Origin of the sequence: Filimonas zeae, assembly GCF_014641615.1 — a bacterium.
Classification (GTDB): domain Bacteria; phylum Bacteroidota; class Bacteroidia; order Chitinophagales; family Chitinophagaceae; genus Filimonas; species Filimonas zeae.
On sequence record NZ_BMIB01000004.1, the window covers coordinates 832351 to 858495 of the forward strand.

The following is a 26145-nucleotide window of genomic DNA, read 5'->3' on the forward strand; positions in this document are numbered from 1 at the left end:
TAAGTTACATATTACGTCTGTACTGCCCTCCTACTTCATATAATGCGTTTGTTATCTCACCCAGGCTGCAATACTTCACCGTTTCCATCAGTTCGTTAAACAGGTTACCGTTTTGTATGGCTATCTGCTGTAAACGTTCCAGTGCCTGTGCGGAAGTGCTGTTATTCCGTTCGCGGAAAGCAGCCAGATGCTGTATCTGCTGCTCCTTCTCTTCCGGTGTACTGCGTATTACTTCTGAAGGAATGACGGTAGGGCTGCCTTTTTTATTAAGAAAGGTATTCACCCCGATTACCGGCAGCTCACCGCTGTGTTTCTGGCTTTCGTATTCCAGGCTCTCTTCCTGTATCTTGTTACGCTGATACATACGCTCCATCGCACCCAGTACGCCGCCGCGTTCTGTAAGCCGGTCAAACTCAGCCAGTACCGCTTCTTCCACCAGATTGGTCAGCTCTTCTATTACAAAAGAGCCTTGTATAAAATTCTCGGTACGGGTGCTGCCCAGTTCGCGGTTAATAATCAGTTGTATAGCCATGGCGCGGCGCACACTTTCTTCGGTAGGCGTGGTAATAGCCTCGTCGTAAGCGTTTGTGTGCAGGCTGTTACAGTTATCGTAAATGGCGTACAGTGCCTGTAAGGTGGTACGTATATCGTTAAAGTCTATCTCCTGTGCATGCAGGCTGCGGCCACTGGTTTGTATATGATACTTCAGCTTTTGCGAGCGTTCATTGGCGTTGTACTTTTCTTTCATGGCCTTGGCCCAGATGCGTCTGGCCACACGACCAATTACGCAGTACTCTGCATCCATACCATTGCTGAAAAAGAAGCTGAGGTTGGGTGCAAAGTCATCTATGTTCATACCCCTGTTAAGGTAATACTCCACATAAGTAAAACCATTAGCCAGCGTAAAGGCCAGTTGGGTAATGGGGTTGGCTCCGGCTTCTGCAATATGATAGCCACTTACCGATACGCTGTAAAAGTTGCGTACCTTCTGCTGTATAAAATACTCCTGCACATCCCCCATCAGCTTCAGCGCAAACTCCGTACTGAAAATGCAGGTGTTCTGTGCCTGATCTTCTTTCAATATATCTGCCTGCACCGTACCGCGTACCTGTTCCAGTGCTTCTGCTTTCAGGCGGGCATACACTTCTGCCGGCAACACCTCATCGCCAGACAACCCCAGTAAACGCAGGCCCAGACCGGTATTTCCCTCGGGCAATGCTCCCTCATAGGCAGGTTGACGATCTGTACCATACTTTTGGGATTTTACTTTTTCTGCATGGCCCCACAGGTCGTTAGTAGTAATGTATTTTTCACAAACCTGATCTATAGCCGCATTCATAAAAAACGCCAGCAGTATGGGGGCAGGACCATTGATAGTCATGCTCACAGAGGTTTTAGGATCACAGAGATCAAAGCCACTGTACAACTTTTTGGCATCATCTACCGTAGCAATATTTACACCGCTGTTGCCTATTTTACCGTAAATATCCGGGCGGGGGGCAGGGTCTTCTCCGTATAAGGTAACACTGTCAAAAGCAGTAGATAACCGTTTGGCAGGTTGCCCATGCGATACATAGTGGAAGCGGCGGTTGGTACGCTCCGGTGTGCCTTCGCCGGCAAACATGCGCGTAGGATCTTCACCCGTTCTTTTCAGTTCAAACGTACCGGCGGTATAAGGAAATTCACCCGGCACGTTTTCCTGTAACTGCCATTGCAGAATATCCCCCCAGTCGCGGTACTTTGGCAGTACCAGTTTAGGCAGCCGTGTACCACTTAAGGTAGTACTGGTTAATGGCTGGCGTATTACCTTATCCCTTACCTGATATTCAAAATAATCACTGTTGTATTTCTGAACCAGTTGCTCCCAGTTGCGTATCAGTTCCAGGCTGCGGGGTTGCAAACGGCTTTCCGTCTGCTGTATCAGCGCTTCGGTTTCACGCGCCGCCATACCTACGGCGGGCATCATATCCAGACTGCCTTTCAGTTGATATAAACGCGAAGCCAGTGCTCCTTCTTCTTTTGCACGTCTGTCGTAGCTGCGGCAGGTGTCAGCCACCTCACTTAAATAACGCACACGGCGTGGAGGTATTACAGTTTCTATGGAATCTGTATTGCCTGTAGATGCAGCAGTAACATAGGCCCCCAGATTTACATGCAGCTTATCCTGCACCTGATGCAGTAATAACTGAAACAACTGGTTCACCCCTTCATCGTTAAACTGGTTGGCAATAGTACCCAATACAGGAAGTTCGTCTTCCTTCGCTGTCCACAGACCATGATTGCGCTTAAACTGCCGGCGCACATCAGACAACGCATCCCGCGCACCTGCTTTGTCAAACTTGTTAATGGCAATTACATCTGCATAGTCCAGCATGTTTATCTTCTCCAGCTGAGAGGGCGCTCCGTACTCCGGCGTCATTACATACAGGCTGATATCGCAAAAGTCCAGTATAGAAGCATCGCTCTGGCCCGTACCCGCACTTTCCAGAATAATAAAGTGAAAGCCTGCCTGTTTGCAAACATCAATGGCCTGCTGCACATAGGCGCTCAGGGCCTTATCTGTATCCCGGGTAGCGAGTGAACGCATATAGCAACGTTCGGAGCCGATACTGTTCATACGGATACGGTCGCCCAGCAAGGCACCTCCCGATTTCTTTTTAGAGGGGTCTACCGATATCACTGCAATGGTTTTATCCAAAAACGCATGCAGAAAGCGGCGTACAATTTCATCCGTTACGGTAGACTTACCAGCCCCGCCTGTACCGGTAATGCCCAGCACGGGTATACGGCCTGTAACAGGCTCTGCCGGTTGCAGCTGAAAAGGTATTTCCGGTAACGCATTCTCTGCAATAGTAATAGACCGGGCTATTTTACGTATATCCCGCTTCTGCCCCAGCGGTAGTTTGCCATTCCACGAAAGGCCGGATTGCCAGAAAGCAGTCTGCAGCAGATCCGCTGCTTCCGTAGCTGCCACACTGCATTGGGTTATTACATCTTCAATCATACCCTCCAGGCCCATGGAGCGGCCATCGTCGGGGCTGTAAATACGTGTGATGCCGTATTCGTGCAATTCCTTTATCTCATCGGGCAGAATAGTGCCACCGCCGCCACCAAATATTTTAATATGATCGCAGCCGTTCTGCCGCAGCAGGTCTTTCATGTATTTAAAAAACTCTACATGCCCCCCCTGGTAGCTGGTAATGGCTATACCCTGTACATCTTCTTCTATAGCAGCCTTCACTATTTCATGCACACTGCGGTTATGGCCCAGGTGTATAATTTCAGCGCCTTTACTCTGCATAATGCGCCGCATAATGTTAATAGCAGCGTCGTGACCATCAAAAAGACTGGCGGCAGTAACAATTCTAACCTTATTCAACACGGGAAGCGACATAGGCAAATTCTTTAAACTAACAATCGTTAGGGCAAATATATGTTTTATGCCGTGTATCTTAGCGGCTAAATCTTTTCCATGGCTTTTGACATACACGTGTCCGGCAACGGCGCCGACCAGGCAATTGTGTTACAGGACACCACATCAGGCACTTATGCAGAAGTATACTGCGTAGGCGCATTGTTAAACAAATTCGCCCTACCCTTTCAAGGCAACCCTTTTAATGTTGTAGAAGGTTTTTCTTCACCTGCCGAAGCACTGGCAGACATTACCAACGGCTTTAAAAGCGCTAAACTGAGTCCATTTACCTGCCGCATGAATAAAGGTGAATACACCTTTCAGGAGCAGTCATATAAAATAGAGAAGTTTTACCTGCCGCCGCACGCCATACATGGCATTATTTACGATGCAGTGTATACCGTTACAGATACCCGGGCGAATGATAATGAAGCTTCAGTTACCCTGCAATACCAATACACCGGTACAGATAAAGGCTTTCCTTTTCCGTACCAGGTAACCGTAAAATGGCAGTTACAGGCTGGCAATAAACTTACCGTAGCCACTACCCTGCAACACCAGAACGAGCAGGCTATTCCCCTGGCCGATGGCTGGCACCCCTACTTTACACTGGATGTACCGGTAGATGCCTGTAGCTTATACTTTACCAGCGATACCCAGCTGGAGTTTGATGAAACACTGATACCCACCGGCAAACGCCTGGCAGACAACCGTTTTGCCAATATACCCGCATCGCTGGATGGCGTATTTCTGGACAACTGTTTTGAAATAGATAAACACACAGCCAAACCGGTATGTGTTTACAGCAGTAAAAACCTGAAGCTGACTATTGCACCGGATGCTTCTTACCCTTATTTCCAGATTTATACGCCGCCGCACCGCCAGAGCATTGCTATAGAAAACCTGAGCGCGCCGCCGGATGCTTTCAACAATAAGATAGCCCTGCATTACGCAGAAAAAAACACGCCTTACCAATATACCACCACTTATATTATTGAAACCGTTTAATTCCATGAACAACCAGGTACAGCAAGCAAAAGAACTTTTTGAACAGAAGTTTGGTACTACGCCTAAGGTGTTTTTTTCACCCGGCCGTATCAACCTCATTGGCGAGCACGTAGATTATAACAATGGCTTTGTAATGCCTGCCGCAATTGACAAAGGCGTGGTGTTTGCCATTGCCCCCAATAATACTACCCGTTTACGTGTACACAGTATAGACATGAAGGAAGACCTGGAACTGGAACTGGATCAGGTAGCTCCTAAAGAAGGCTGGGCTAACTACATTTTAGGTGTGGTAGATCAGTTTCAGAAGCGCGGCCTGCCTATTAAAGGCTTTGACGTAGCTTTTGGCGGTAACCTGCCCGCAGGTGCCGGTTTATCTTCTTCTGCTGCGGTAGAGTGCGGACTGGCTTCCGGTTTAAATACCATTTTCAATGCCGGCCTCAGCCGTGTGGATATAGCACTGCTTTCTCAGAAGGCAGAACATACCTTCCCCGGTGTTAAATGCGGTATCATGGATCAGTTTGCCAACATGATGGGTGAAAAAGACCATGTGTTACTGCTGGATTGCGATACCATGGAGTACAAAGCGTTACCACTGCAATTGCAGGGCCACGTTATTATGCTCATCAACACCAAAGTGCACCATTCCCTGGCCAGCGGTGAATACAACGTTCGCCGTCAGCAATGCGAAACCGGCCTGGCAATACTGAAAGAAATTTATCCTGGCACCACTACCTTCCGCGATCTTACACCAGAGCAGGTACAGCAGGCAGAAGGCAAGCTGGATAAAGACGTATACCGTCGTTGTCTGTTTGTAACACAGGAAATACAGCGCACACAAAAAGCAGCTGTTTTACTGCAGGATCATAAACTGAAGGAGTTTGGTCAGCTGATGTTTGCCACCCACGAAGGTTTAAGCAAACTGTATGATGTAAGCTGCCCTGAACTGGACTTTCTGGTAGAGCAGGCTAAAGAACATCCGGCTATTGTTGGTTCGCGTTTAATGGGCGGCGGCTTTGGCGGCTGTACTATTAACATTGTGGAAGAAGCACAGGCCAGCGGTATTGCAGCTAAAATAAGCGAAGCTTACAAAGCGAAGTTTAATGTAGACGCAGAAGTATACATTATGCAAACCGGTAACGGTACTTACGAGATAGCGTAACCTTACTTTCCAATAACATAAATAAAGCCTGGCCCCGGTAAGGAGTCAGGCTTTATTTATTACAGACATTACAATTACAGGCTTACAGTAGCCGTAACACCAATTTCTACATTCACGTTCTTAGGTAATGTTTTCACCGCCACGGTAGCACGTGCAGGATAATCGCCGGTAAAGTAACTGCCATACACCTGGTTTACCTGTGGAAAATAACTCATGTCGCTCAGGAAAATATCCGTCTTCACCACGTGCTCAAACGTAACCTTTGCTTCGGTTAAAACCGCTTCCAGGTTCTTCATTACACGGTGTGTTTCTTCTTCAATAGTACCCGAAATCACTTCATTGGTTTCCGGATCAATGGCCACCTGGCCGCTTACGAATAAAATATCGCCCGCTTTTACTGCCTGGCTGTAAGGCCCTATGGGTGCAGGCGCCTTGGTGGTATGAATAATCTGTTTGGGCATAGAATATTTTTATACAGCAATATGCTTCATTCCGGCCAACCAGCCAAACAAAGCTCATAGCAGTAATTACCCCTATTTTTGTTGAAATTGTTTGCTATATGACTATTGCCGTTCACCTGAGTGAGAAGCAGCAGCAGGAATGGATGCGGAAACAAACCGTACCAGTGGCCCGTATTATCTGGTTAAACGGCCTTACCGATCCGGGTATGCAGGAAGCAGATGTATTGATTGATCTGCAGTTTACCCCTGCTACCGATTATACGCAATATTCCCTGCCCGCCATTGTACTGGTAAATGCAGTTGCCCAAACCTGCAGCCAGCTGCCTGCCGGTTTTATACGCATAAACGCCTGGCCCGGCTTTTTAGAGCGCCCTGTTACCGAACTGGCTGCTGCCACCCCGGAAAGCCGAACCAATGGCGCCATGGCAATGCAGGTGCTGGGATGGAGATACAGCTTTGCGCCTGACGTACCTGGCTTTATTACCGCTACCGTTATTGCCATGATTATCAATGAAGCATGGTTTGCCCTGGAAGAAGGAGTAAGCACGCAGGCCGCCATTAACACAGCCATGAAGCTGGGCACCAACTACCCCTACGGGCCATTTGAATGGTGCAACAGCATTGGTGCGGCGGAGGTTTTGACACTGTTACGGGTATTATCTGCCACTGACAGCAGGTATAAACCCGCTAATTTATTGGTAAAAAACGCAGAACAAGCCTGAAAACGGCCTTATATCCACGAAATAACCTAAAGGAATGAAATGAACAGGATTGTACATATATACACATATTACTACCCTTATATTTGCAATCTGCTAAAGGATACATGAGAACTATGGGGCTTATTTTGAAAATTGACACTGCAACAGAAATTGCCTGTGTATGCCTTTCCCGGAACGGCATACTCCTGGATCAACTGGCCAATACAGAACAGAAAAGCCATGCTTCTTTTGTTCAGCCGGCTATTGCACAATTAATGCAACAGACCGGCTATCAGTTGGAACAGCTGGATGCAATAGCCGTAACTGCCGGACCAGGTAGTTATACCGGCCTGCGTGTAGGCTTATCCTCTGCCAAAGGGTTGTGCTTTGCTTTGCAGAAACCACTGATAATGCTGAACACACTGGAAGTAATGGCAGCTGCGCAGGTTACCGTTACACCACCGGAAAACAACGTACTGCTTTGCCCTATGATAGATGCACGCCGTATGGAAGTTTTTACAGCATTGTATAACAAGGATTTGCATGAATTAATGCCACCTATGGCGCTGATTCTTGACGAACATAGCTTTGCAGATACACTTGCAGCTAATACAATGGTATTCTTTGGAAGCGGCAGTAGCAAATGGCAGCAGTTGATACAGCACCCGAATGCTCAGTTTTCAACAGTACAACATCAGGCAGAAGGCATGACGGCCCTGGCATGGAAAGCCTTTCAGGATAAGCGCTTTGCAAACCTGGCTTATAGCGAACCGTTATACGTAAAAGAGTTTTTTACGCCTGTAAAGCCAACCTTAAAAGGAGTTTAAAACTTTCTTTTAGCTAAATAAAAACAGTTACGTAACAATTTTATTATAATATCTTTACAAAGAGAACTTTTATTTCATCAAACCCATTCGCATACCCAATGAGTACCCTGCAACACAGTGTTAGCGAACAAAAGGGAGGAGTAAAAATTGATTACATCCACCTGAAAAAAGCTGCTCTTATATTAAGAGCGCTGAATCACAAACTGCGCCAGCAAATGGTGAAGCTGCTGGATGAGCATAAGAAGATGACCGTTACGGAGATTTATGTAAAGCTCCGTCTGGAACAATCTGTTGCTTCACAGCACCTTGCTATTTTGAGAAGAGCTGGTATAGTAGCCACTCAACGAGATGGCAAATTCATTTACTACGGAGTAAACTACAACAGAATCCAGGAAGTAAGTGAGTTTGTAGAACAGCTTGTCGGCTAAGCTTATTAAAAGTCCGATATCCTTCTTTTTTGCTTGCTTTCCCCACACCTCACCCCTTTCACCCACAACCAGGTATTATAACTGAATAGCACTGTACACGCAAGTTGTATCTTTGCGAAAAGATCAGTTATGTACATTGAACAATTATATACCGGCTGCTTAAGCGAAGCAGCTTATTATATAGAGAGCGAAGGAGAGGCTGCTGTTATTGATCCCCTGAGAGATACCAGTTCATACCTGGAGTTAGCAACCAGACGAAACGCAAGCATTAAATATATCTTTGAAACACACTTTCACGCAGACTTTGTGAGTGGTCATATCGACCTCTCACAAAGCACCGGTGCTCCTATCATATACGGCCCCAATGCCAAAGCAAACTTTGCTATACAGGTGGCGCAGGATGGTCAGCTATTTACCTTAGGTAAACTACAGATTCAGGTATTACATACCCCCGGCCACACACCCGAAAGCGCCTGCTTTTTGCTGAAAGACGAAACCGGAAAAGACCATGCGGTATTTACAGGAGATACTTTGTTTGTAGGAGATGTAGGCAGACCCGATCTGGCTCAGAATGGCGAAGACCTTACCACCGAAACGCTGGCCGGTATGCTGTATGATAGCCTGCAACAAAAAATAGTTCCCCTGGCAGATGATGTAATTGTTTATCCTGCACATGGCCCCGGCAGCAGCTGCGGTAAAAATCTGGGTCCGGACACCTATAGTACGGTAGGTGATGAAAAGCAGGGCAACTATGCTTTACAGGCCGGCAATAAAGATGAGTTTATCAAAGCCGTAACAACAGGCTTAACACCTCCTCCGCAATACTTTGCCATCAATGCCCGCATTAACAAAGAAGGCTACGAACAACTGGAACAAATGCTGGAACAGGCATTAACACCTTTGTCTGTTGAGGACTTTGCCAGCAAAGCAGCCGGCGACAACACGATGATACTGGATACCCGCCCCGGTGCTGAGTTTACCGAAAGCTTTATACCCGACTCCATTTTCATTGGCCTGGAAGGCCGCTTTGCAGAATGGGCAGGCAACCTGCTTCCATTCGATAAATCTCTGCTGCTGGTAACACCTGCCGGTAAAGAAAGAGAAACGGTAGTACGCCTGGCACGGGTAGGCTTCTCTAAGTTTGAAGGCTACCTCAACGGCGGCATGGAAGCCTGGAAAAAAGCAGGCAAGCCCCTGGATATGGTTATTAACGTAGAAGCCGATGAGTTGGCCATGGATCTTCCCTTTGATGATCGCCTGATAGTACTGGATGTACGCAAAGAAGCCGAGTTTGCTGACGGCCATGTAAAAGATGCGGTAAACACGCCCTTATCTAACCTTACCGACCCCGGCAGCATGAGCCCCATTCAGGATGAAGACAACCTGTACATTCATTGCGCCAGTGGCTATAGAAGCATAATAGCAGCTTCCCTACTGAAAAGACAAGGCATTCACAACCTGCGCAACGTACTCGGCGGCTGGAAGGCAATTAAAGAAGAACCCAAAATTCCAACAGAAAAGAATACAGCAGCATTGAATTAATAATAATATCGCTTAAACAGTAAAAAGCCCGCAGCTATCAAACAGCTGCGGGCTTTATTATTTCAACAGATTCTTATTACAATATTGTATTCTGCAACAGACTACTCTTCTCCGGATGATCGGTGTTGTAATGTAACCCTCTGCTTTCTTTTCTAAACTGTGCACCTTTTACTATCAGGTAGCCTACGGTAATCAGGTTACGTAATTCACAAAGCTGTGGAGATACTTTTGTGGTTTCGTATAGCTGCTCTGTTTCTTCGTATAGCAGGTCCATTCTTTTCATAGCACGCTGCAAACGCACATCGTTACGAACAATCCCCACATAGTCGCTCATTACCTGCTGCAACTCTTTCAGACTTTGGGTAATCAGGATCATCTCACGCGGGTCTGTGGTGCCGCTGGCATTCCAGTCAGGAATATCTGCTTCCGGTTTCACATCCGGCAGGCCCCCATTATACTCCAGCTGTTCTACTATATGCAGATAAGCACGGTGTCCGTATACCATGGCTTCCAGCAAACTGTTACTGGCTAAGCGGTTGGCACCATGCAGGCCGGTACTGGCACATTCGCCGCAGGCATATAGGTGGCGGATAGAGGTACGTGCCCATTCGTCAGTTTTAATGCCGCCACAGCTGTAGTGTGCAGCGGGTGCAACTGGTATCATATGCAGCATTACATCAATACCCAGCGATAAACATTTTTCATAAATATTAGGGAAGTGATGCACAAACTTCTCCTGCCCCATATGGCGGCAGTCGAGGTATACATGCTCGGTACCCGTACGCTTCATTTCACTGTCTATAGCGCGGGCAACTATATCACGTGGGGCCAGGTCTTTACGTTCATCATAACGCTCCATAAAGGCTTCGCCATCCTTGTTGCGTAAAATACCGCCATCGCCTCTTACCGCTTCTGTTATCAGAAAAGAGGGAGATACACCCGGCTCGTATAAGGCAGTAGGATGGAACTGAATAAACTCCATGTTCTCAATCCGCCCTTTGGCGCGGTATACCATGGCCACACCATCCCCCGTGGCAATACGCGGGTTGGTAGTAGTACGGTATGCCTGTCCGCAGCCGCCGGTAGCCAGCAGCGTAGTATTGGCTACAATTTTTTCAATCTGCTGATTGCGCTGGTTTAACACATACACGCCATAACAGGTAATATCCAGGGTAGATTTGGTTACGAGGTAGCCCAGATGGTGCTGCGTAATAAGATCTACTACAAAACAATGATTAATCACTTCTATATTGGGCGTGTTTGTCGCCTTTTCCAGCAGGGCGCGTTCAATTTCCTTACCCGTCACATCTTTATGGTGCAGAATGCGGTGCTCGCTATGCCCGCCTTCCCGGCCCAGCTCATAATCGCCAGCCGCATCTTTATCAAACCGGGTTCCGTACTCTATTATTTCACGGATACGCTCCGGGCCCTCTTTCACCACTATTTCCACTGCCTGTAGATTGCACAGGCCGTCACCGGCAATTAATGTATCCTCAATATGTTTGTCAAAGCTGTCTTTGTCTTCATCCCACACACCAGCTACCCCACCCTGTGCATATTTGGTATTGGTTTCATCAGCCTGTGTTTTGGTAATAACCACCACCTTCTTCTCCGGATAACGCTCTGAAATCTTCAGCGCATAGGTAAGGCCCGCAATGCCCGAGCCGATTACCAGAAAATCTGTTTGCATAACGCAAGTTACTTGTTATACAATCAAGTTTTACTTATTTTGTACCTCAACCTTAAAGTATGAAACATAGCTTATTGGTTCTGTTTTCAGCCACCCTTATCGGTATTGGCTGTAGCGGGCACAAAGAAATACAGCCTCTCAGCTATACAGGTATCTTCAACAAAGATTCTGTTAAAGAATATCTTGCAATAGCTCCCTCTGCCTTTGCGGATAGCAGCAAAAAACTGTTTCTGAAAGCAGTTGATCTCTTGAAAAACAAGAAGAAAGCGGAAGCCAGCGTACCACTGTTTATTCAGAGTTTAGAACTTTATCCTACTGCCAGCGGCTATTACGAACTGGGCAATGCACTGATGGCAAACGAAAATGCTTACAACGATGCAGACTTTGCCTTCAAAGCCTATTCCATGGCAGAGTTGATGGATTATAAACCCTGGAGCCATGTGCTGTTTCAAAAAGCATGTGCCGCCTCTGTGTCTGAAGATTCCAGAAGTAGTGATTTTCTCACTTACGCTATTATGAACGGCTTTGTACACAGAGATAAGGTGCTTACCAATAAATTTCTGTTGAAATACCATTCCCAGGAAGAACTGAACAGCATTTATGTTAAAGCCATGGCAGGTAATGGTGATGCAGACGTGGTATTATGGGAAGGATATAGCAAACAATTCGGCCAGGCTGCATTTCCATTTGCTATAGATTCCGGCACCTTCGCTTCTATTGGTGAAACTGTTAGTATCAGTTATGACTTTGAAAAGTTCATTCCTGAAATGAGGGATTATAAATTTAGCCGGGATGTAGGTAAAGACTTCTTTTACTTTACCCGGGTAAACGATAATAAGGTATACAAAACCGTGATCTATGGCGCTCAGTTATTTGAAGCAGAAGACGCCTCTCCTGTATCTTATACATTGGCCAGCTTTACCCCCACAGGAAGATTGATTGATAAAAAAGTAATTGCCGGTCAACTTACTCTGGACTCAGCTTTCAGAGAGTGTAGCTTTGCAAGTAACAATGAATTTGAGGTAAAAGAGTACCAGAACGTTTATGAGAAGGACACAGAGAAAGAAGGCTATGCCAATAATCCAATTGTAAAACGCGACTTGCTGAATACTTATAAATATTCCATAGATAGTACCGGCCGGTTTATAAAGCTATAGATCTGTTTCCGGATGAACAATATAGGAGGGCTTTAACAACTTTTTGTTAAAGCCCTTTTTTATTAACCATTCTGCTATCAGTAAATTGGGTACCCAGCTTATCCATGCAATAAGAATGTATACATTACGAGGTGCCATGTGGATATTCAGCAGATCAAACAACCAGGCATATGTTCGTAGCCCGATAGCAGATAAAGTAAGTGCGTAGCTGCGCAGCATCCAGTTGGCATGTTTTTCAAACAACTGCTTTTTTACCAGCAGCAGCGCCTGCAAAGTAGTTATAAACCAGGTAACACTTAGTAACACAAAACTGATGCGGGCAAGCAAACCACCATTGGCCCGCAATGCCAGTAAAAAACCTGAGGGGGCCGACAGCACTAATACTGCCACTATATACAGCCAACCTGCCCTCCGGTGCCATAAAGGCCGCTGATGTAAAAAGAAACGACTGAACTGTGTAAACCCGGCCAGCAATACCAGTACACTGGTAAATACATGCACATAAAATCCAATACGCCACCAGGTAATATGATATACCCGCTGTTTGGTAATAAGAAAGTCTACATTTTTGCGCAACGCTGTATAAGGCAGAGATAAATCTGCCATCAGATACACCGCCAATAGCAGGCCTGCTATCCAAAGCCATTTGCCCAGGCGTGTAAGCCTGCGGCTAATCGTATCCTTCACCGTAATCGAATGTCATTACTTTACCTTCTCCTGTAAGCAATGTGATATCATAATCGTTCTCTTCATCGTGCTTTACAGTAATGGTGAATACAGAAGTACGGGAGGGAAATACATCATTTGTTTCCCAGTAGCAGGTTACTGTTTTACGATCAGGAGAATATTTATAGCTACCCTTTACCATTAACTGCTGCGCCGCCTCTGTACTGTCATTTACCATGTACGTATATTCACAGGCGCCGTCTTCACGCAGCAATAACGCTGTGCCTGTGGTATCTACATAGTAAGCAACTTCGCTTCCACCTTCCTGTCTCGCCAGCGAAAAAGAAGCAGCCTTTATTTCCTTACCATTCAGGGGCTTCCATTTCCCTTCCAGTTGATGGGTAGTAGTATCCAGCCACATATCAAAAACGCCGTCGTACATATTAGTGCCAGGCTCCCGCATTACCAGATGCAGGCGGCCATCTTCTAACATTATACTACCACTCATATTACGGCGCAGGCCTTTGTGAATATTATAACCGCACACTCTTTTACCGGCAATGTACTCCAGGGCAACAGAGATAGGAGCACCTTTAAAATCGCCACGGTAAAAAGTAGTCAGCGAATCTGCATTTACAGGCAACTCATACAGCAACAGCGAATCGCGTTTGATTACGTTTTTATAAGCAGTCTTGTTGGATTTACAGGCCATACCAAAGCCGGACACCATGGCCAGAAAGCATACAGCCAGATATTTCATAGTTAAGGGTTTAAGTATTTTAGTTACGGCTACTGAGCTGCATCTACCCAGGCGCCGTTTTCTTTTAACAGGTTGATGAGTTCATCTACTGCTACCTCACTATCCACATTCCGCTTTACCACATCTTTGTTTTTATACAGGGTAATTTTACCCGGCCCACTGCCTACATACCCAAAATCAGCATCGGCCATTTCACCAGGGCCGTTTACTATGCAACCCATAATGGCAATCTTAACGCCTTTCAGGTGATTGGTTACCGCACGTATTTTAGCAGTAGTTTCCTGCAGATCAAACAGCGTACGGCCGCAGGACGGGCAGGAAATATATTCCGTTTTAGAGATACGTGTACGGGTGGCCTGTAGTATAGAAAAAGAAGTGGAATTCAAAAAACGGTGGTTATTATCAACCGCTATATAGTTACGGCCACTCACACGTGCATTCTGCATTTTGGCAGGGTCGTTCATCAGCCACAAACCATCCCCCATACCATCCAGCAACAACGCACCGGTATCAGTGGAAAAAGCAATCAGTTGCTCATCGGCTGTAACGCCATGACTTTCAGAACAGATGATTACCGGGGTTTGAATGTCGTTTTTCATCAGTCCTACAATTGCACACCGTACATCGGCCATCGTAAATTTACTGGTGCTGAAAAAGCAGAACACCGCTGTAGGGTCATTGGCCGCTTTTTCAAATATCTGCTTTTCAACAGTCTTATCTATCGCATGCGTGTCAATACCAATAAAGTTGAGTACCGGCGACTGGTTAACAGTATCCAGATACTCCACCCCCTGGAATAATGGAAAGTATTTGCTGGTATCTATTCCCTCTTTCTGCCAGGTGCTGCAGTCGCAGATCACCTTAAGCGTACCGGGTAAAGCAAAATCCAACGCTTTACCAGCTGTATAAATATAGTCCGCAGCACCATCGCTGATATTCCATTTGTCGCTCGGCTCGTCATAGGTATAACCTATTGCCTGCAGGTCTTGCGGCGTAATAGCTTGCTTCTGCATAAAATCAGCTACAACCACCGGCACCTGTTTGCCCCCTATGTTAGATACGCCACGGGTAACGCGTCTGCGGTATTCAAAAGGAGAATAAGGTAAAGCAGAAGCACCTTTGTCATCAACAAAAGTATCCGCAGCATGGCTATCGCTACTGCCAAATTTTAAAGCACCGTGCAGCAGGGGCTTTTTCTCACGGGCATGGTATCTTTTCACCAGGTCTTTACACACCGGAATTTCAAACTCCGGGTCTTCGGTTAAACTTACACGTATAGTATCGCCAATGCCATCTTCCAGCAGGGTACCTATACCAATGGCCGATTTAATACGGCCATCTTCTCCATCGCCGGCTTCGGTAACTCCCAGGTGCAAAGGATAAATCTCCTGAAACTCGTTTTGCATCTGCTGCACCAGTAAACGGTATGCCTGTACCATTACCTGCGGATTACTGCTCTTCATGCTAAGCACTATATTATGATACTGCTCATCACGGGCAATACGCAAAAACTCCATAGCACTTTCCACCATCCCCATAGGCGAATCACCATAACGGCTCATTATACGGTCGCTAAGACTACCGTGGTTGGTACCAATACGCATAGCAGTGCCATACTCCTTGCATATTTTCACCAGGGGCGTAAAACGGTCCCTGATACGTTCAATTTCCTCCAGATACTCCGCGTCGGTATAATCAATCAGTTCAAATTTTTTCTTATCCACGTAGTTGCCCGGGTTAACCCTTACTTTTTCTATAATACGGGCAGCTACTTCAGCAGCATTAGGGGTAAAATGGATATCGGCCACAATAGGGGTAAAATATCCCCTTTTGTTCAACTCATTTTTAATATTCAGCAGATTTTCCGCCTCTTTTTTACTCGGAGCAGTAATTCTAACCAGTTCAGCCCCTGCTTCTATGCAACGTATGGTTTGCTCTACCGTGCCTATGGTATCCATAGTATCTGTAGTAGTCATAGTTTGTACGCGAACGGGGTGGAGATTCCCCAGCAACAAATCGCCTACTTTCACTTCTCTCGTCTTTAACCGGCTATACTGGGTCAATGAATTACAATACAACTGCATAAATATGTTTCTGTGACAAAAATACTTGAAAGTCAAAAGCAAAAATGGAAAAGTCAAAATAGACACCAGACTGCCATTTTAAGCCAATCAACGACTATAAACATTAAAATTTGCTTGAAATGTCAGTTTTTTTAAACGTCCCTAATCAACTGGCAAGGTTATTGAACTCTTATTCATGTTTTTTAAGGGTTTAGGGTTGAAAATATTGCCTGGGTTTCTACCCGGGCTTTTTTATGTCTTTCCCCAGCTGTATCTGGCCTGATTTTGCCTTTATTCTCTTTGAAGCCTATTACCTATGAAAAAAGTGAAAATATTTGCCGCAGATGCGTACGACCGCTTACAACAGGTTGTTAATGAATGGTTACGCGAAAACAAGGACATTAATGTGCTTACCAGTAACCTGGAAACAGTGCAGAAAACTGCTACCGAGTACTTATTCTATATATTATATACAGCAATAGACCAGGAGGAAAAAGGAAAGCTGCAAACTTTGGCCGTGGTAGACCAGTCTGCAGCTTCTGTGGAAACCAACAAGGTGGTAGAGGTAATTACCAACCCGGAGGTGACTATCAAAAATTAATTACCAGTCTTTCTGGTTCTGTTTGTTGGAAGGTTTCTTCTGTAACTGCTTCTGCAGTTCTTTTTCACTGTCGCGCAGTTTACCCAGCATCTCTTCCGCATCTTTCTCGTTCATTTTGTTCTTCTGCTGCTCCTGCGATTTGGGAGATGGCGGAGGTTCATTTTGCTGCTGCGGCCTGTTGTTGTGCTCGTTCTGCTCGTTCTCACGCTGCTCGTTCAGGGCTTTCTGCAGGTTCTCACGGGCTTTATTGTCATTGGGCGCCAGACGCAGCGACTGCTTAAAAGCACCAATAGCTTCCGGCAATTTATGGTCTTTTGCCAATGCAACCCCCTGATTATATAATACACCCGCCTGAAAACGGGCATTATTCATGGTATCACCGGCAGGAAGCTTTGCTTTTGCCACCTCTTCGTACAACACAGCCGCGTCACCAGATTTTTTCATTTTATCCAGTGCGTTGCCCAGGTTGTATTTGGCTTTAATATTACCCGGGTCTTTGGCCAATGCCCTGCGGTATAACAGTTCTGCCTCTTTTACCTTACCGGCTTTGTACATTTCATTCCCACTCTTGATAATTGCATCAGTTGACTGTGCAACCGCAGATTGCACCGCCAGGGTGGAACATGCTAATAATATGGATATTGCCAGTTTCAACGTTATCGCTTTTTAACTTCAGGAATAAATATTTCAGCTATCAGTAACAGTACCAATAATATGATAAAAAACGGAAAAAGAGAAGCGTACTGACGGGCACCGCCTTTATCAGACATAGGTCTTTTATCTATGCTCGCCAGCATTTTAGCTACATCATTGGCGGTAGAAGTGGAGTGATCCAGGTGTGTATACTCCCCACCGGTTTGGGTGGCGATATTCTTTAACTCTTTCTCGTTCAAACGGGTAAGAATCATTTTACCAGCTGCATCCAGTTTGTATTCTGTAGAGCCTGGTTCTTTAATAGGCGAACCTTCCGGCGAACCTACGCCAATAGTGAAAACAGTAATACCATTTTCCTTCAGCTGGCGCACCATTTCCGATGCTTTGGGGTCGTGGTCTTCCCCATCAGAAATCAGCACAACCGCCTTGAATTTTTTAAACCCGTTATCCAGCGATTTGTCGCATAGCTGCAACGCATCGCCAATTACAGTACCCTGAACCGGCACTGCGTTAGGGGTAGCGTTAGATACAAACAGCTTAGCCGCAGTAATATCATCGGTAAGCGGCATTTGCAGGTAAGCCTGTCCGGCAAACAGCACCAGCCCTATCCGGTTATTGGTCATCTGGTCCAGCAGCGTTTGCGTAAACTGACGTGCTTTTTCCAAACGGCTGGGCTTGGCATCTTCACATAGCATGCTCTTACTTACGTCCAGCGCTATCATTACATCAATACCGGCTTTCTTTTCATCACTGGAAAAAAACGGGGTTCTGAAGTTTACCAGCGCCAGAATACCCATGGTAAGGGCAATCATCAGCAGCACAAATTTGGCTACATACTGGCGGGGACCATATTCACGGGTGAGTAAATTGATCAGTTTGGCATCACCAAGTTTGGCCTTCACCTTCTTTTTCCAGCGAAGAACCGCAACAAATATGATTACCAGGGGAATTAGGATTGCGAGTCCCAGAAAGAACTCGATACGCTCAAATGAAATCATATGCAGACGAAGTTACTTTTTACCTTCGAAAAAGCCCATTTGTTTCAGGATACTTTTTAGGATCTGCTCACGCACCGCCTTCATATCCGTATCTTTTGTACCCTCCACATTCAGGGCAAAGAAATAAGGGTGTTTGTTTTCTTCAATCCAGCCTACCAGCCAGCCGATAGATTTACCCTTTTCATCCATACCCCAGCCGCTTTTGTATGCAAGTATGTAATTGGCATTTCTTTCGCGCACCATCAGCTCTTTTACCACGTTCTGTGTGGTTTTTTTACGGAAAGGCAGCTGATCAAAGTATAATTTCTTAACCAGCCCTAACTCTTCATCCGGTGTTACTTTTACCGAGTTGTCCAGCCAGAAGGTATCCAGGTTGGCAGCGGTAATCTTAGCTTTTGTGTAGCGGCTGCCGTAACCCAGGCTATCCAGCCAGCGCTGCATGGTATCTACCCCAATGCGGCGGGCCACCTCGCGGAAATAAGGCACTGCTGATACTTTAAAAGCTTCCTCCATAGTCAGGTCTTTGTTCCACTCGTGCAACGTATCGCCATTAGCCAGGGTATGCACCTGCTTATCCCAGGGAATTACCATTTTGCTGCTGCTGATAGCGCCTTTTTCCAGCCCTATTAATGCGTTTACTATTTTAAAAGTTGAGGCAGGCAGGTAGGTAGAGTCTTTAAATCTGGACAGGTTGTATACAAAAAACTGCCCCTGACCATTGTCGTACAGGCCAAAAGTGCCGGTAACATGGTTACTGTCGAAATACTTTTCAAAACTGTTCTCTACGGTAACATTATTGGGGGTACAGGAATAGCCCATTGCCAGAACTCCTGCCACTGCCAGCCAAACGAATTGCTTCATACGATCCTATTATGGCCGCAAAAGTAACCTGAAGCAAGCCAAAAGTCAAAAGTAGTTCATCCCCTACCCCTCTCCGCAGCTTTTGCTGTCATCCACTTGTGACAAGAGAAGGTAAAAGGGAGGATAACCCAGTGATAACCCAGTAATGACCCAGTGATAATCCAGTCTATAGGCAACTGGGTTATCTCCGGCTTATCTCTGGTGTAACTATGGGTTATCCTGTCCGAAAGACAGGATATAGATAAGGCCGCCCATGAGGGAAACAGGTCTGTCAGGTAGGGAAATACACAGGTTAGCATGGCTTCTTCCACAGAAAAGTCATATAAAAAGCCACCTCTTTAGCTGAGGTGGCCTTTTAAAGTGGTTTACCCTATCAGGATATCCCCTATTTGAGTACGCCTAATTCTTTTCCTACCCTGGTAAAGGCCGAAATAGCCTTATCCAGGTGCTGCTGCTCATGCCCGGCACTCAGCTGTACGCGAATGCGCGCCTGCCCTTTTGCCACCACCGGGAAGAAGAAGCCGATTACATAAATACCTTCTTCCAGCAGTTTAGCTGCAAAATTCTGGGCTACTACCGCGTCGTACAGCATTATTGGTACAATCGGGTGCTCTCCGGGTTTAATGTCAAAACCGGCGGCAGTCATTTTCTCCCGGAAGTATTTGGTATTAAACTCCAGTTTATCGCGCAGCTCGGTGGTTTCTGTTAACATATCCAATACCGCAATAGAAGCGCCCACAATGCTGGGGGCCACAGTGTTGGAAAACAGATAAGGGCGTGAACGCTGGCGCAGCATTTCAATAACCTCTTTACGCCCGCTGGTAAAACCACCGGATGCGCCACCCAATGCTTTACCCAGGGTACCGGTAATTATATCAATACGGCCCATTACACCGCGGTGCTCGTGCGTACCACGGCCGGTTTTACCCAGGAAACCGGAGGAATGACATTCGTCAATCATTACAATAGCATCGTACTTATCGGCCAGATCGCAGATTTTGTCTAATTGGGCAATAGTACCATCCATGCTGAAAGAACCATCGGTAACAATTATACGGCTGCGCAGGCTGGCAGTTTCCTGCAGTTTGGCTTCCAGATCGGCCATATCGTTGTGCTTATAGCGGTAGCGCTGTGCTTTACACAAACGAACGCCATCTATAATAGAAGCGTGGTTCAGCTCATCACTGATAATAGCGTCCTGCTCGTTAAACAGGGGCTCAAACACACCGCCATTGGCATCAAAGGCTGCTGCATACAGAATGGTATCTTCCGTACCCAGAAACTGTGCAATCTTCTGCTCCAGTTCTTTGTGTATATCCTGTGTACCACAGATAAACCGTACGCTGCTCATGCCGTAACCGTGCGAGTCGATGGCTTTGTGCGCTGCTTCAATTACTTTAGGATGGGAAGAAAGCCCCAGATAGTTGTTAGCACAGAAATTAAGTACGGTTTTACCGTTTACTACAATTTCAGCCCCTTGTTCGCTGGTAATAATGCGCTCTTTTTTCATCAGACCTGCTGCATCAATTTCTTTCAGCTCCTGTTGTAACCGGTTTATTAAGTTTTCGTTCATAGTGTTCTGTTATTTTAAAGCGCAGCAAAGGTAGGGGAAAGGTATATAGTCAATTCCCACCATTTTTCCCGTGATTTTTCACACTTTCCCGTTAAGGCTTTGCAAAAAGTCGGTAAAATGGAAAATAATTCCCCCCGGAGTAACATTTTCAATCTACCTTCGTTGTACCCGAAAACACTTGATATGCAAACCAGACATTTACTTCAGTCACTCTTCGTTGTAGCCATATGTGCCGCTGCCTTAGCAGGCTCATACCACTATAGCAAAGTGTTACATAAAAGATACCTGGCAACAGACGTGAAGGATGATAATTCCACACGCACGCAGCAGGGTACCCCCGCACAGGCTGAGGAAAAGGCCGAAACGGTAGGACACATCTTCTGGGAATCAGTCACCCGGCTGATTGTTTCCGCTAAAAAATAACTTCCCCCGAAATTCGGGGGATTTTTTTTTGACTTTGCTGTAACTTATTCTTTTGTTGCCCGTAACACATACAGAAAAGCAGGAAACTAAAGCGAACCACATTTACTGTTTATGACAGAAAGAGAGTATAATGATTGTGTAAACCTATATGCCGACAACGTGTTCCGGTTTATTATAAAAAATATCCGGCACGAGGAAGACGCGAGGGACATTGTACAAACCGCATTTGAAAAAATGTGGCGCAACCGCGATACTGTTGAAACAGAAAAAAGCAAGTCGTATTTGTTTACTATTGCTTACAACCAGATGATTGATCATCTTCGCAAAACCAAACGCGTATCGTTAAAGGAGGATTTTTCTACAGACGGGCGTACGCAGGAGCAGCCTGCCCCCCAGATGAGACAAACCCTTCAGACAGCCCTGAACCGGCTGAACGAAACACAACGCAGCCTGGTAATGCTGAAGGATTATGAGGGGTATAGCTATGAAGAGATAGGGCAGATAACCGGGCTGAACGAAAGTCAGGTAAAAGTATATCTGCACCGTGCCAGAGTGTCGCTGAAAAATTATTTGGTAAGTCCTGAAAACGTAATGTAGCATGTTGATTAACCGCCATAATTATGAAGAGTATTTTCTGATGTATGTTGACAATGAGCTCAACATGCACCAGCGGATAGAGGTGGAACTCTTTGTAGAACAGCATCCTGATCTGGCGGGGGAGCTCACTGCCCTACAGGAAGCTGTGTTATTGCCGGAGCCTGATATTACTTTCCAGCACAAAAACAGCCTGTTTAAACAGGAAAAGGAAGGCCTTACAAAGGAGAACTGTGAAGCGCAGTTTTTGCTATACATAGATAATGAGCTTACAGAAGAAGCCCGCCGTAAAGTAGAGGCATTTGTACAGCAGCATCCTGAGCAGCAGACACAGTTGACGCAATTGCAGCAGGCGGTATTAACGCCTGAACCGGTTGTGTTTGCCAACAAGAAAATACTTTACCGGAAAGAGAAAGAGAGAAGGGTAATTACACTGGCGTGGAGCCGGCTGGCAATAGCTGCTGCACTGCTGGGCGTAACAGCCACTGCAGGCTGGTGGTTTATGCGCAATGATGCGCCCGGCCATAATCCGGTAGCGGTAGTTGCAGATACTCCGGCGCAAGGCAGTAACCGTCCTGGCCAGGTACCCGGTAACCAAACCCATACAGGCAGCGCCACAATCACAGAGCAACTGGCAAAAGCACAGCAACAGGCAAACAAACCTTCCACACCATCCAATGGTGCGGACAACCATACCGCCACAACGGATAAAACAACAGTGCCTGTTACAGGAGAAAATTATATTGCTGCTGCGCCTGCACACAACCATACAGCCGTAAAAAACAATACGGCTACAATACCCGCCAATGCCAATACTGCACGGCCGGTTAGTACAGACCTGTCTACATTACAAGCAGGCAATGAAACTGCTATTGCTTACCAGCCGCCCACACAGGTAACTGTTACAGCAGACATTGCAGCAGTTAAAACCGATATACCACCTGCTGCCACTACAAAGCCAACAGCAGCACGGTTAACCATTATAAATGAGCCCAATAAAACAATCGCCTATAAAGAGCTGGATACCAGCGAAGACGACCAGAGCCTGTACGTAGGCTCGCTGGAACTGAACCGCAATAAAGTAAAAGGCATTCTCAGAAAAGCAGGCCGCATGCTTGGGGCCAAAGCGAAAGCTGTAACAGAAGAAAATCTTTAATACTCAATCAAAACGAACCACCATGAAAAGGTTATTTGTGATGATAGCAGTGGCTACCCTTACTGCATTATCCACCTATGCTCAAACTGACAGCACGCAGGCGAATGCGCCGGACACCATCCGTGTTGGCGGCTTTATTATCGTAAAAAAGAACAAAGAAAGTTCTGCCAAAGAAGATAACAACTCCAGGAACTTTAATATCACCTTCAGAAAGCGTTATAAAACACGCAACAGCAACGTAACTACCAACTGGCTGATACTGGACCTGGGCTTTGCCAACTGGCGCGACAAGACTGATTACAACGGCCCTGCCTTTACCAACCAAACGGCTAACAGCGGCTTTATCCGTAATATTCCTTACGGCAGCCAGGCGTCTAACCCGGTTACTGAAAACAGCTTCAACCTCAACACCGGTAAATCATCCAACGTTAACATCTGGTTCTTTATGCAGAAAAGAAACATTGTGAAGCATGTACTGAATCTGAAGTATGGTTTAGGACTGGAGATGTATAACTACCGCTTTGAAACCAATGTAAGCTTCAGAAACTCGCCTGCACCGTTTGTATTTAACGATTCTATCAGCTTCTCTAAAAACAAGCTGTATGCAGGATATCTTACCATTCCGTTTATGCTGAATATTAATCCGTTTCCTAACTCACGCAAAGGCTTTAACCTGAGTGCGGGTGTTAGCGCAGGTTATCTGATAGCCAGCCGCAACAAACAGATCAGTGATGAGCGCGGCAAGCAAAAAATACGCGGCAACCTGAACATGGAACCCTGGCGCCTGGCTGCTGTGGGTGAAGTTGGATTAGGCCCTGTACGTGTATATGGATCATACAGCCTGAACACCCTGATGAAAGAAAGCAAAACAGGATTAAAACAATACCCATATGTAGTGGGCTTACGCTTAAGCAGTTTCTAACTTTTTTATATTTCTCATGTGCATTATGTCGCCCCGGCTTACCGGGGCGTTTTTTATGAAAAAAAATCCCCGTTTTATAATGAAAGGAACCATTTTTGCGTTTACTTAGAAAATAAAAAACGCAGTGATTATGAAGTACTGCTTATGTGTACTCACGCTAAGCCTAATTTTTTTCAGCAGCACATCTTTTCATCGCCGGGTAGTTTCAGGAACCGGTGGCTACTACATCATCATTGACAAAAGCGATTACGAGCTTCAGGTATACGATCGTGAAGGCTGGCTGGTAAGCTATCCCGTGGTATTTGGGAATAAAGACCAGGGCGATAAATTGTATCAGGGCGACCGCCGCACACCGGAAGGCAATTTTACCATTGCCAGCAAACGGGTGCATGAAAAGTGGGATCGTATGATGCTGCTGGATTATCCCACCCCTGTTGACGTAGAAAACTTTAATAAAAGAAAGCAACAGGGCTTAATACCCGCAGGCGCTACATTGGGTGGTGGCATAGGCATACACGGCACCTGGCCGCATGAAGATTATGCTATTGACCGCTACCTGAACTGGACGCAGGGTTGCATAAGCATGAAAAATACAGACGTGGAAGACATGTACCGCTTTATTCCCGTTGGCACAAGGGTTACCATCAGAAAATAATAAGAACTTACATAAAAGAGGGGAGCGTCTTTACCAGATGCTCCCCTCTTTTATTTCAGCAGGCGAGCTTTCGTCCCCCTGCGTTTTACTATTATATCAGCCCTTAGTTAATCACTTCTGCGCGGAAGTAGGGTTGTAACGCTTTCGGAATAAGAATACCTTCTTCCGTTTGATTGTTTTCCAGCAGAGAAGCCAGTATACGGGGTAAAGCCAACGCACTACCGTTAAGGGTGTGTGCCAGCTGGGTTTTACCGCTGCTGTCTTTATAACGGCATTTCAGGCGGTTGGCCTGATAGGTTTCAAAGTTACTTACACTGCTTACCTCCAGCCAACGGCCCTGGGCAGCACTGAATACTTCAAAATCATAGGTAAGGGCAGAGGTAAAACTCATATCTCCCCCACACAAACGCAGAATGCGGTAAGGCAGTTCCAGCAGTTGCAGCAGCTTTTCTACGTGTACCACCATTTCCTCCAGTGTTTCGTAGCTCTTTTCTTTGGCTACTACCTGTACAATCTCCACTTTTTCAAACTGGTGCAGGCGGTTTAACCCCCTTACATCTTTACCGTAACTACCGGCTTCGCGGCGGAAACAGGGGGAGTAAGCTGTCATTTTCACCGGCAGTTCTTCCTCCTTAATAATTACATCGCGGTACAGGTTGGTCAGCGGCACCTCAGAAGTGGGTATCAGGTACAGATTGTCTTCATTTACAAAATACATCTGCCCTTCTTTATCAGGCAGCTGTCCGGTACCGTAGGCAGAATCTTCATTCACCACAAACGGCGGAATATGCTCTACGTAGCCAGCTTCGGTATTGTAATCCAGGAAAAACTGTATCAGCGCGCGCTGTAAACGGGCGCCTTTACCTACATACACAGGAAAGCCGCTGCCCGTAATTTTATTCCCCAACTCAAAATCAATCAGGTTATACTTTTTAGTAATATCCCAGTGTGGTGTGGCACCTGCAAACAGCGCAGGAATGGTTCCTGCTTCTTTTACAATCTCGTTTTCCTCAGGCGTTTTGCCTTTGGGTACAATGGCAGCCGGCAGGTTGGGTAACTGAATCAGCGTGTCATGCAGTTCTTTTTCTACTGCTGTCATTTTCTCTTCCAGCGGTTTCAGTTGCGGGTTCAGTTGGGCCACTTCGGCTTTTAACGCCTCGGCTTCTTCTTTCTTCCCCTGCCCCATCAGTTTACCAATATCTTTTGAAGCGCTGTTTACGCGGGCTTTTAACGAATCAAATTCAGCCTGCAGTTTCTTGCGCGAATCATCCAGTTCAACAATAGTATCCACCAGTTCCGGCTGCTTAAAATACTTCGCTGCCAGGCGTTCCTTTACTTCCTCTCTGTTTTCCCGTAAAACGGTCACTTGTAACATAACTTAGATAGGTTTGGACAAAGATAATGGCAGACTCACTTAAATTCGCATTATGAACATGGTTACAGACGATTTACAACAGCGGTGGTGGACTTTAGAGGCAAAGCTGGTGGAACGGTTTGGTAAAAAGCCTGACATGGACGCTATTCTGTTTTTAATTGGTATTCAGGAAACGGGCTTTGTATCGGCAGAGGTTACCAAAGAACAAAAGCAGGATCTGATGCATGTGGCCATATGCACCATTCTGAAACCGGGTGGCTATTATGCCCATGAGGGTACGGATGAGGATGGCTGGCCACACTTCAGGCAGCTAAAGGCATTGCCCGATATGAACCTGATTGAGCAGGAAAACTTTTTAAAAGATCATATTCTGTTTTATTTTGAGCAGCAGGATTTTTGATTCTCCCGCTTTTTTCCAATATTTATTTAATATTTGCAGCAAATAAAATAGGTGACACA

25 protein-coding genes are annotated in these 26145 nt (G+C 46.0%); 14 read left to right on the forward strand and 11 right to left on the reverse strand.

Annotation, left to right across the window (positions count from 1 at the left end):
* Positions 1–4 precede the first annotated feature (4 nt).
* Complete coding sequence (locus IEY13_RS21920; RefSeq protein ID WP_188956246.1) at positions 5–3394, reverse strand: methylmalonyl-CoA mutase family protein; 3390 nt, start codon at positions 3392–3394, stop codon at positions 5–7.
* 78 nt (positions 3395–3472) lie between these two features.
* On the opposite strand from IEY13_RS21920, the gene IEY13_RS21925 reads away from it, so the two are divergent.
* Both IEY13_RS21925 and galK read left to right on the forward strand, forming a co-directional pair.
* On the forward strand, positions 3473–4420 hold the full coding sequence (locus IEY13_RS21925) for an aldose 1-epimerase (protein WP_188956248.1): 948 nt from the start codon (positions 3473–3475) through the stop codon (positions 4418–4420).
* 4 nt (positions 4421–4424) lie between these two features.
* Entirely contained in the window at positions 4425–5579 is a 1155-nt protein-coding gene (galK, locus tag IEY13_RS21930; protein ID WP_188956250.1) for a galactokinase, read from the forward strand.
* Between the two features lie 74 nt (positions 5580–5653).
* Here the strand turns inward: galK and IEY13_RS21935 are convergent, their stop codons facing one another.
* Positions 5654–6040, reverse strand: coding sequence for a RidA family protein (locus IEY13_RS21935; protein ID WP_188956253.1), 387 nt, complete (start codon positions 6038–6040; stop codon positions 5654–5656).
* 98 nt (positions 6041–6138) lie between these two features.
* Here IEY13_RS21935 and IEY13_RS21940 point away from each other — a divergent pair, with 98 nt between their 5' ends.
* The 4 genes from IEY13_RS21940 (at position 6139) to IEY13_RS21955 (ending at position 9538) form a co-directional block, all read left to right on the forward strand.
* The gene (locus IEY13_RS21940) at positions 6139–6762 is read left to right on the forward strand and encodes a 3-hydroxyacyl-CoA dehydrogenase family protein (protein ID WP_188956255.1); all 624 of its coding nucleotides are present in this window, start codon (positions 6139–6141) and stop codon (positions 6760–6762) included.
* A 113-nt stretch (positions 6763–6875) separates the two neighbouring features.
* Positions 6876–7568: a tRNA (adenosine(37)-N6)-threonylcarbamoyltransferase complex dimerization subunit type 1 TsaB gene (gene tsaB, locus IEY13_RS21945; protein WP_188956257.1), complete on the forward strand. Its 693-nt coding sequence runs from the start codon at positions 6876–6878 to the stop codon at positions 7566–7568.
* 98 nt (positions 7569–7666) lie between these two features.
* Positions 7667–7996 carry an ArsR/SmtB family transcription factor gene (locus IEY13_RS21950; RefSeq protein WP_188956259.1) on the forward strand — a complete coding sequence of 110 codons (330 nt, stop codon included), beginning with the start codon at positions 7667–7669 and terminating at the stop codon, positions 7994–7996.
* A gap of 129 nt (positions 7997–8125) precedes the next feature.
* Positions 8126–9538 carry an MBL fold metallo-hydrolase gene (locus tag IEY13_RS21955; protein ID WP_188956261.1) on the forward strand — a complete coding sequence of 471 codons (1413 nt, stop codon included), beginning with the start codon at positions 8126–8128 and terminating at the stop codon, positions 9536–9538.
* Between the two features lie 76 nt (positions 9539–9614).
* On the opposite strand, the gene nadB is transcribed toward IEY13_RS21955, so the two are convergent.
* Positions 9615–11228 carry an L-aspartate oxidase gene (nadB, locus tag IEY13_RS21960; RefSeq protein ID WP_188956263.1) on the reverse strand — a complete coding sequence of 538 codons (1614 nt, stop codon included), beginning with the start codon at positions 11226–11228 and terminating at the stop codon, positions 9615–9617.
* A gap of 59 nt (positions 11229–11287) precedes the next feature.
* Here nadB and IEY13_RS21965 point away from each other — a divergent pair, with 59 nt between their 5' ends.
* Positions 11288–12385 carry a hypothetical protein gene (locus tag IEY13_RS21965; RefSeq protein ID WP_188956265.1) on the forward strand — a complete coding sequence of 366 codons (1098 nt, stop codon included), beginning with the start codon at positions 11288–11290 and terminating at the stop codon, positions 12383–12385.
* Here the strand turns inward: IEY13_RS21965 and IEY13_RS21970 are convergent.
* The 3 genes from IEY13_RS21970 to ispG are packed head-to-tail and all read right to left on the reverse strand — an operon-like array spanning position 12380 to position 15895.
* Positions 12380–13072: a DUF2306 domain-containing protein gene (locus IEY13_RS21970; protein ID WP_229687957.1), complete on the reverse strand. Its 693-nt coding sequence runs from the start codon at positions 13070–13072 to the stop codon at positions 12380–12382. The two genes, IEY13_RS21965 and IEY13_RS21970, sit on opposite strands and share 6 nt — an antisense overlap.
* Positions 13056–13811, reverse strand: coding sequence for a hypothetical protein (locus IEY13_RS21975; RefSeq protein ID WP_188956267.1), 756 nt, complete (start codon positions 13809–13811; stop codon positions 13056–13058). Before IEY13_RS21975 ends, IEY13_RS21970 begins: the two co-directional genes overlap by 17 nt.
* A gap of 29 nt (positions 13812–13840) precedes the next feature.
* The gene (gene ispG / locus IEY13_RS21980) at positions 13841–15895 is read right to left on the reverse strand and encodes a (E)-4-hydroxy-3-methylbut-2-enyl-diphosphate synthase (RefSeq protein WP_188956269.1); all 2055 of its coding nucleotides are present in this window, start codon (positions 15893–15895) and stop codon (positions 13841–13843) included.
* 295 nt (positions 15896–16190) lie between these two features.
* Between ispG and IEY13_RS21985 the strand changes: the two genes are divergently transcribed.
* Positions 16191–16475: a hypothetical protein gene (locus tag IEY13_RS21985; RefSeq protein ID WP_188956271.1), complete on the forward strand. Its 285-nt coding sequence runs from the start codon at positions 16191–16193 to the stop codon at positions 16473–16475.
* Here IEY13_RS21985 and IEY13_RS21990 read toward each other — a convergent pair whose 3' ends face one another.
* From IEY13_RS21990 to kbl, 4 genes are all read right to left on the reverse strand, one after another.
* The gene (locus tag IEY13_RS21990; protein ID WP_188956273.1) at positions 16476–17129 is read right to left on the reverse strand and encodes a tetratricopeptide repeat protein; all 654 of its coding nucleotides are present in this window, start codon (positions 17127–17129) and stop codon (positions 16476–16478) included.
* A gap of 2 nt (positions 17130–17131) precedes the next feature.
* Positions 17132–18031, reverse strand: a complete 900-nt coding sequence (locus IEY13_RS21995) for a VWA domain-containing protein (protein WP_229687958.1) — start codon at positions 18029–18031, stop codon at positions 17132–17134.
* A 108-nt stretch (positions 18032–18139) separates the two neighbouring features.
* Positions 18140–18988 (reverse strand): penicillin-binding transpeptidase domain-containing protein, encoded by an 849-nt coding sequence (locus tag IEY13_RS22000; RefSeq protein ID WP_188956277.1) that lies wholly within the window; start codon positions 18986–18988, stop codon positions 18140–18142.
* 385 nt (positions 18989–19373) lie between these two features.
* Complete coding sequence (gene kbl, locus IEY13_RS22005) at positions 19374–20561, reverse strand: glycine C-acetyltransferase (protein ID WP_188956279.1); 1188 nt, start codon at positions 20559–20561, stop codon at positions 19374–19376.
* Positions 20562–20744: 183 nt separating this feature from the next.
* Here kbl and IEY13_RS22010 point away from each other — a divergent pair, with 183 nt between their 5' ends.
* The 5 genes from IEY13_RS22010 (at position 20745) to IEY13_RS22030 (ending at position 24311) form a co-directional block, all read left to right on the forward strand.
* Positions 20745–20984, forward strand: coding sequence for a hypothetical protein (locus IEY13_RS22010; protein WP_188956281.1), 240 nt, complete (start codon positions 20745–20747; stop codon positions 20982–20984).
* Between the two features lie 111 nt (positions 20985–21095).
* On the forward strand, positions 21096–21581 hold the full coding sequence (locus IEY13_RS22015; protein ID WP_188956283.1) for an RNA polymerase sigma factor: 486 nt from the start codon (positions 21096–21098) through the stop codon (positions 21579–21581).
* A 1-nt stretch (position 21582) separates the two neighbouring features.
* Entirely contained in the window at positions 21583–22734 is a 1152-nt protein-coding gene (locus tag IEY13_RS22020; protein ID WP_188956285.1) for a hypothetical protein, read from the forward strand.
* Between the two features lie 22 nt (positions 22735–22756).
* A complete protein-coding gene (locus IEY13_RS22025; protein ID WP_188956286.1) occupies positions 22757–23656 on the forward strand; it encodes an outer membrane beta-barrel protein in 900 nt (299 codons plus the stop codon).
* Between the two features lie 130 nt (positions 23657–23786).
* Complete coding sequence (locus IEY13_RS22030; protein ID WP_188956288.1) at positions 23787–24311, forward strand: L,D-transpeptidase family protein; 525 nt, start codon at positions 23787–23789, stop codon at positions 24309–24311.
* 103 nt (positions 24312–24414) lie between these two features.
* Here IEY13_RS22030 and serS read toward each other — a convergent pair whose 3' ends face one another.
* Positions 24415–25686: a serine--tRNA ligase gene (gene serS / locus IEY13_RS22035; RefSeq protein WP_188956290.1), complete on the reverse strand. Its 1272-nt coding sequence runs from the start codon at positions 25684–25686 to the stop codon at positions 24415–24417.
* Positions 25687–25738: 52 nt separating this feature from the next.
* Here serS and IEY13_RS22040 point away from each other — a divergent pair, with 52 nt between their 5' ends.
* Positions 25739–26086, forward strand: a complete 348-nt coding sequence (locus tag IEY13_RS22040; protein WP_188956292.1) for a hypothetical protein — start codon at positions 25739–25741, stop codon at positions 26084–26086.
* Positions 26087–26145: the final 59 nt, after the last annotated feature.

Excerpts from the sequence above, each read along its gene's own strand:
- serS (WP_188956290.1), bottom strand. The coding sequence starts at position 25,686 with ATGTTACAAGTGACCGTTTTACGGGAAAACAGAGAGGAAGTAAAGGAA.
- nadB (WP_188956263.1), bottom strand. The coding sequence starts at position 11,228 with ATGCAAACAGATTTTCTGGTAATCGGCTCGGGCATTGCGGGCCTTACC.
- IEY13_RS22020 (WP_188956285.1), top strand. The coding sequence starts at position 21,583 with ATGTTGATTAACCGCCATAATTATGAAGAGTATTTTCTGATGTATGTT.
- kbl (WP_188956279.1), bottom strand. The coding sequence starts at position 20,561 with ATGAACGAAAACTTAATAAACCGGTTACAACAGGAGCTGAAAGAAATT.
- galK (WP_188956250.1), top strand. The coding sequence starts at position 4,425 with ATGAACAACCAGGTACAGCAAGCAAAAGAACTTTTTGAACAGAAGTTT.
- IEY13_RS22015 (WP_188956283.1), top strand. The coding sequence starts at position 21,096 with ATGACAGAAAGAGAGTATAATGATTGTGTAAACCTATATGCCGACAAC.
- ispG (WP_188956269.1), bottom strand. The coding sequence starts at position 15,895 with ATGCAGTTGTATTGTAATTCATTGACCCAGTATAGCCGGTTAAAGACG.
- tsaB (WP_188956257.1), top strand. The coding sequence starts at position 6,876 with ATGGGGCTTATTTTGAAAATTGACACTGCAACAGAAATTGCCTGTGTA.
- IEY13_RS21975 (WP_188956267.1), bottom strand. The coding sequence starts at position 13,811 with ATGAAATATCTGGCTGTATGCTTTCTGGCCATGGTGTCCGGCTTTGGT.
- IEY13_RS21925 (WP_188956248.1), top strand. The coding sequence starts at position 3,473 with ATGGCTTTTGACATACACGTGTCCGGCAACGGCGCCGACCAGGCAATT.
- IEY13_RS21935 (WP_188956253.1), bottom strand. The coding sequence starts at position 6,040 with ATGCCCAAACAGATTATTCATACCACCAAGGCGCCTGCACCCATAGGG.
- IEY13_RS21920 (WP_188956246.1), bottom strand. The coding sequence starts at position 3,394 with ATGTCGCTTCCCGTGTTGAATAAGGTTAGAATTGTTACTGCCGCCAGT.
- IEY13_RS21940 (WP_188956255.1), top strand. The coding sequence starts at position 6,139 with ATGACTATTGCCGTTCACCTGAGTGAGAAGCAGCAGCAGGAATGGATG.
- IEY13_RS22030 (WP_188956288.1), top strand. The coding sequence starts at position 23,787 with ATGAAGTACTGCTTATGTGTACTCACGCTAAGCCTAATTTTTTTCAGC.
- IEY13_RS21965 (WP_188956265.1), top strand. The coding sequence starts at position 11,288 with ATGAAACATAGCTTATTGGTTCTGTTTTCAGCCACCCTTATCGGTATT.
- IEY13_RS21985 (WP_188956271.1), top strand. The coding sequence starts at position 16,191 with ATGAAAAAAGTGAAAATATTTGCCGCAGATGCGTACGACCGCTTACAA.
- IEY13_RS22040 (WP_188956292.1), top strand. The coding sequence starts at position 25,739 with ATGAACATGGTTACAGACGATTTACAACAGCGGTGGTGGACTTTAGAG.
- IEY13_RS22000 (WP_188956277.1), bottom strand. The coding sequence starts at position 18,988 with ATGAAGCAATTCGTTTGGCTGGCAGTGGCAGGAGTTCTGGCAATGGGC.
- IEY13_RS21955 (WP_188956261.1), top strand. The coding sequence starts at position 8,126 with ATGTACATTGAACAATTATATACCGGCTGCTTAAGCGAAGCAGCTTAT.
- IEY13_RS22010 (WP_188956281.1), top strand. The coding sequence starts at position 20,745 with ATGCAAACCAGACATTTACTTCAGTCACTCTTCGTTGTAGCCATATGT.
- IEY13_RS21950 (WP_188956259.1), top strand. The coding sequence starts at position 7,667 with ATGAGTACCCTGCAACACAGTGTTAGCGAACAAAAGGGAGGAGTAAAA.
- IEY13_RS22025 (WP_188956286.1), top strand. The coding sequence starts at position 22,757 with ATGAAAAGGTTATTTGTGATGATAGCAGTGGCTACCCTTACTGCATTA.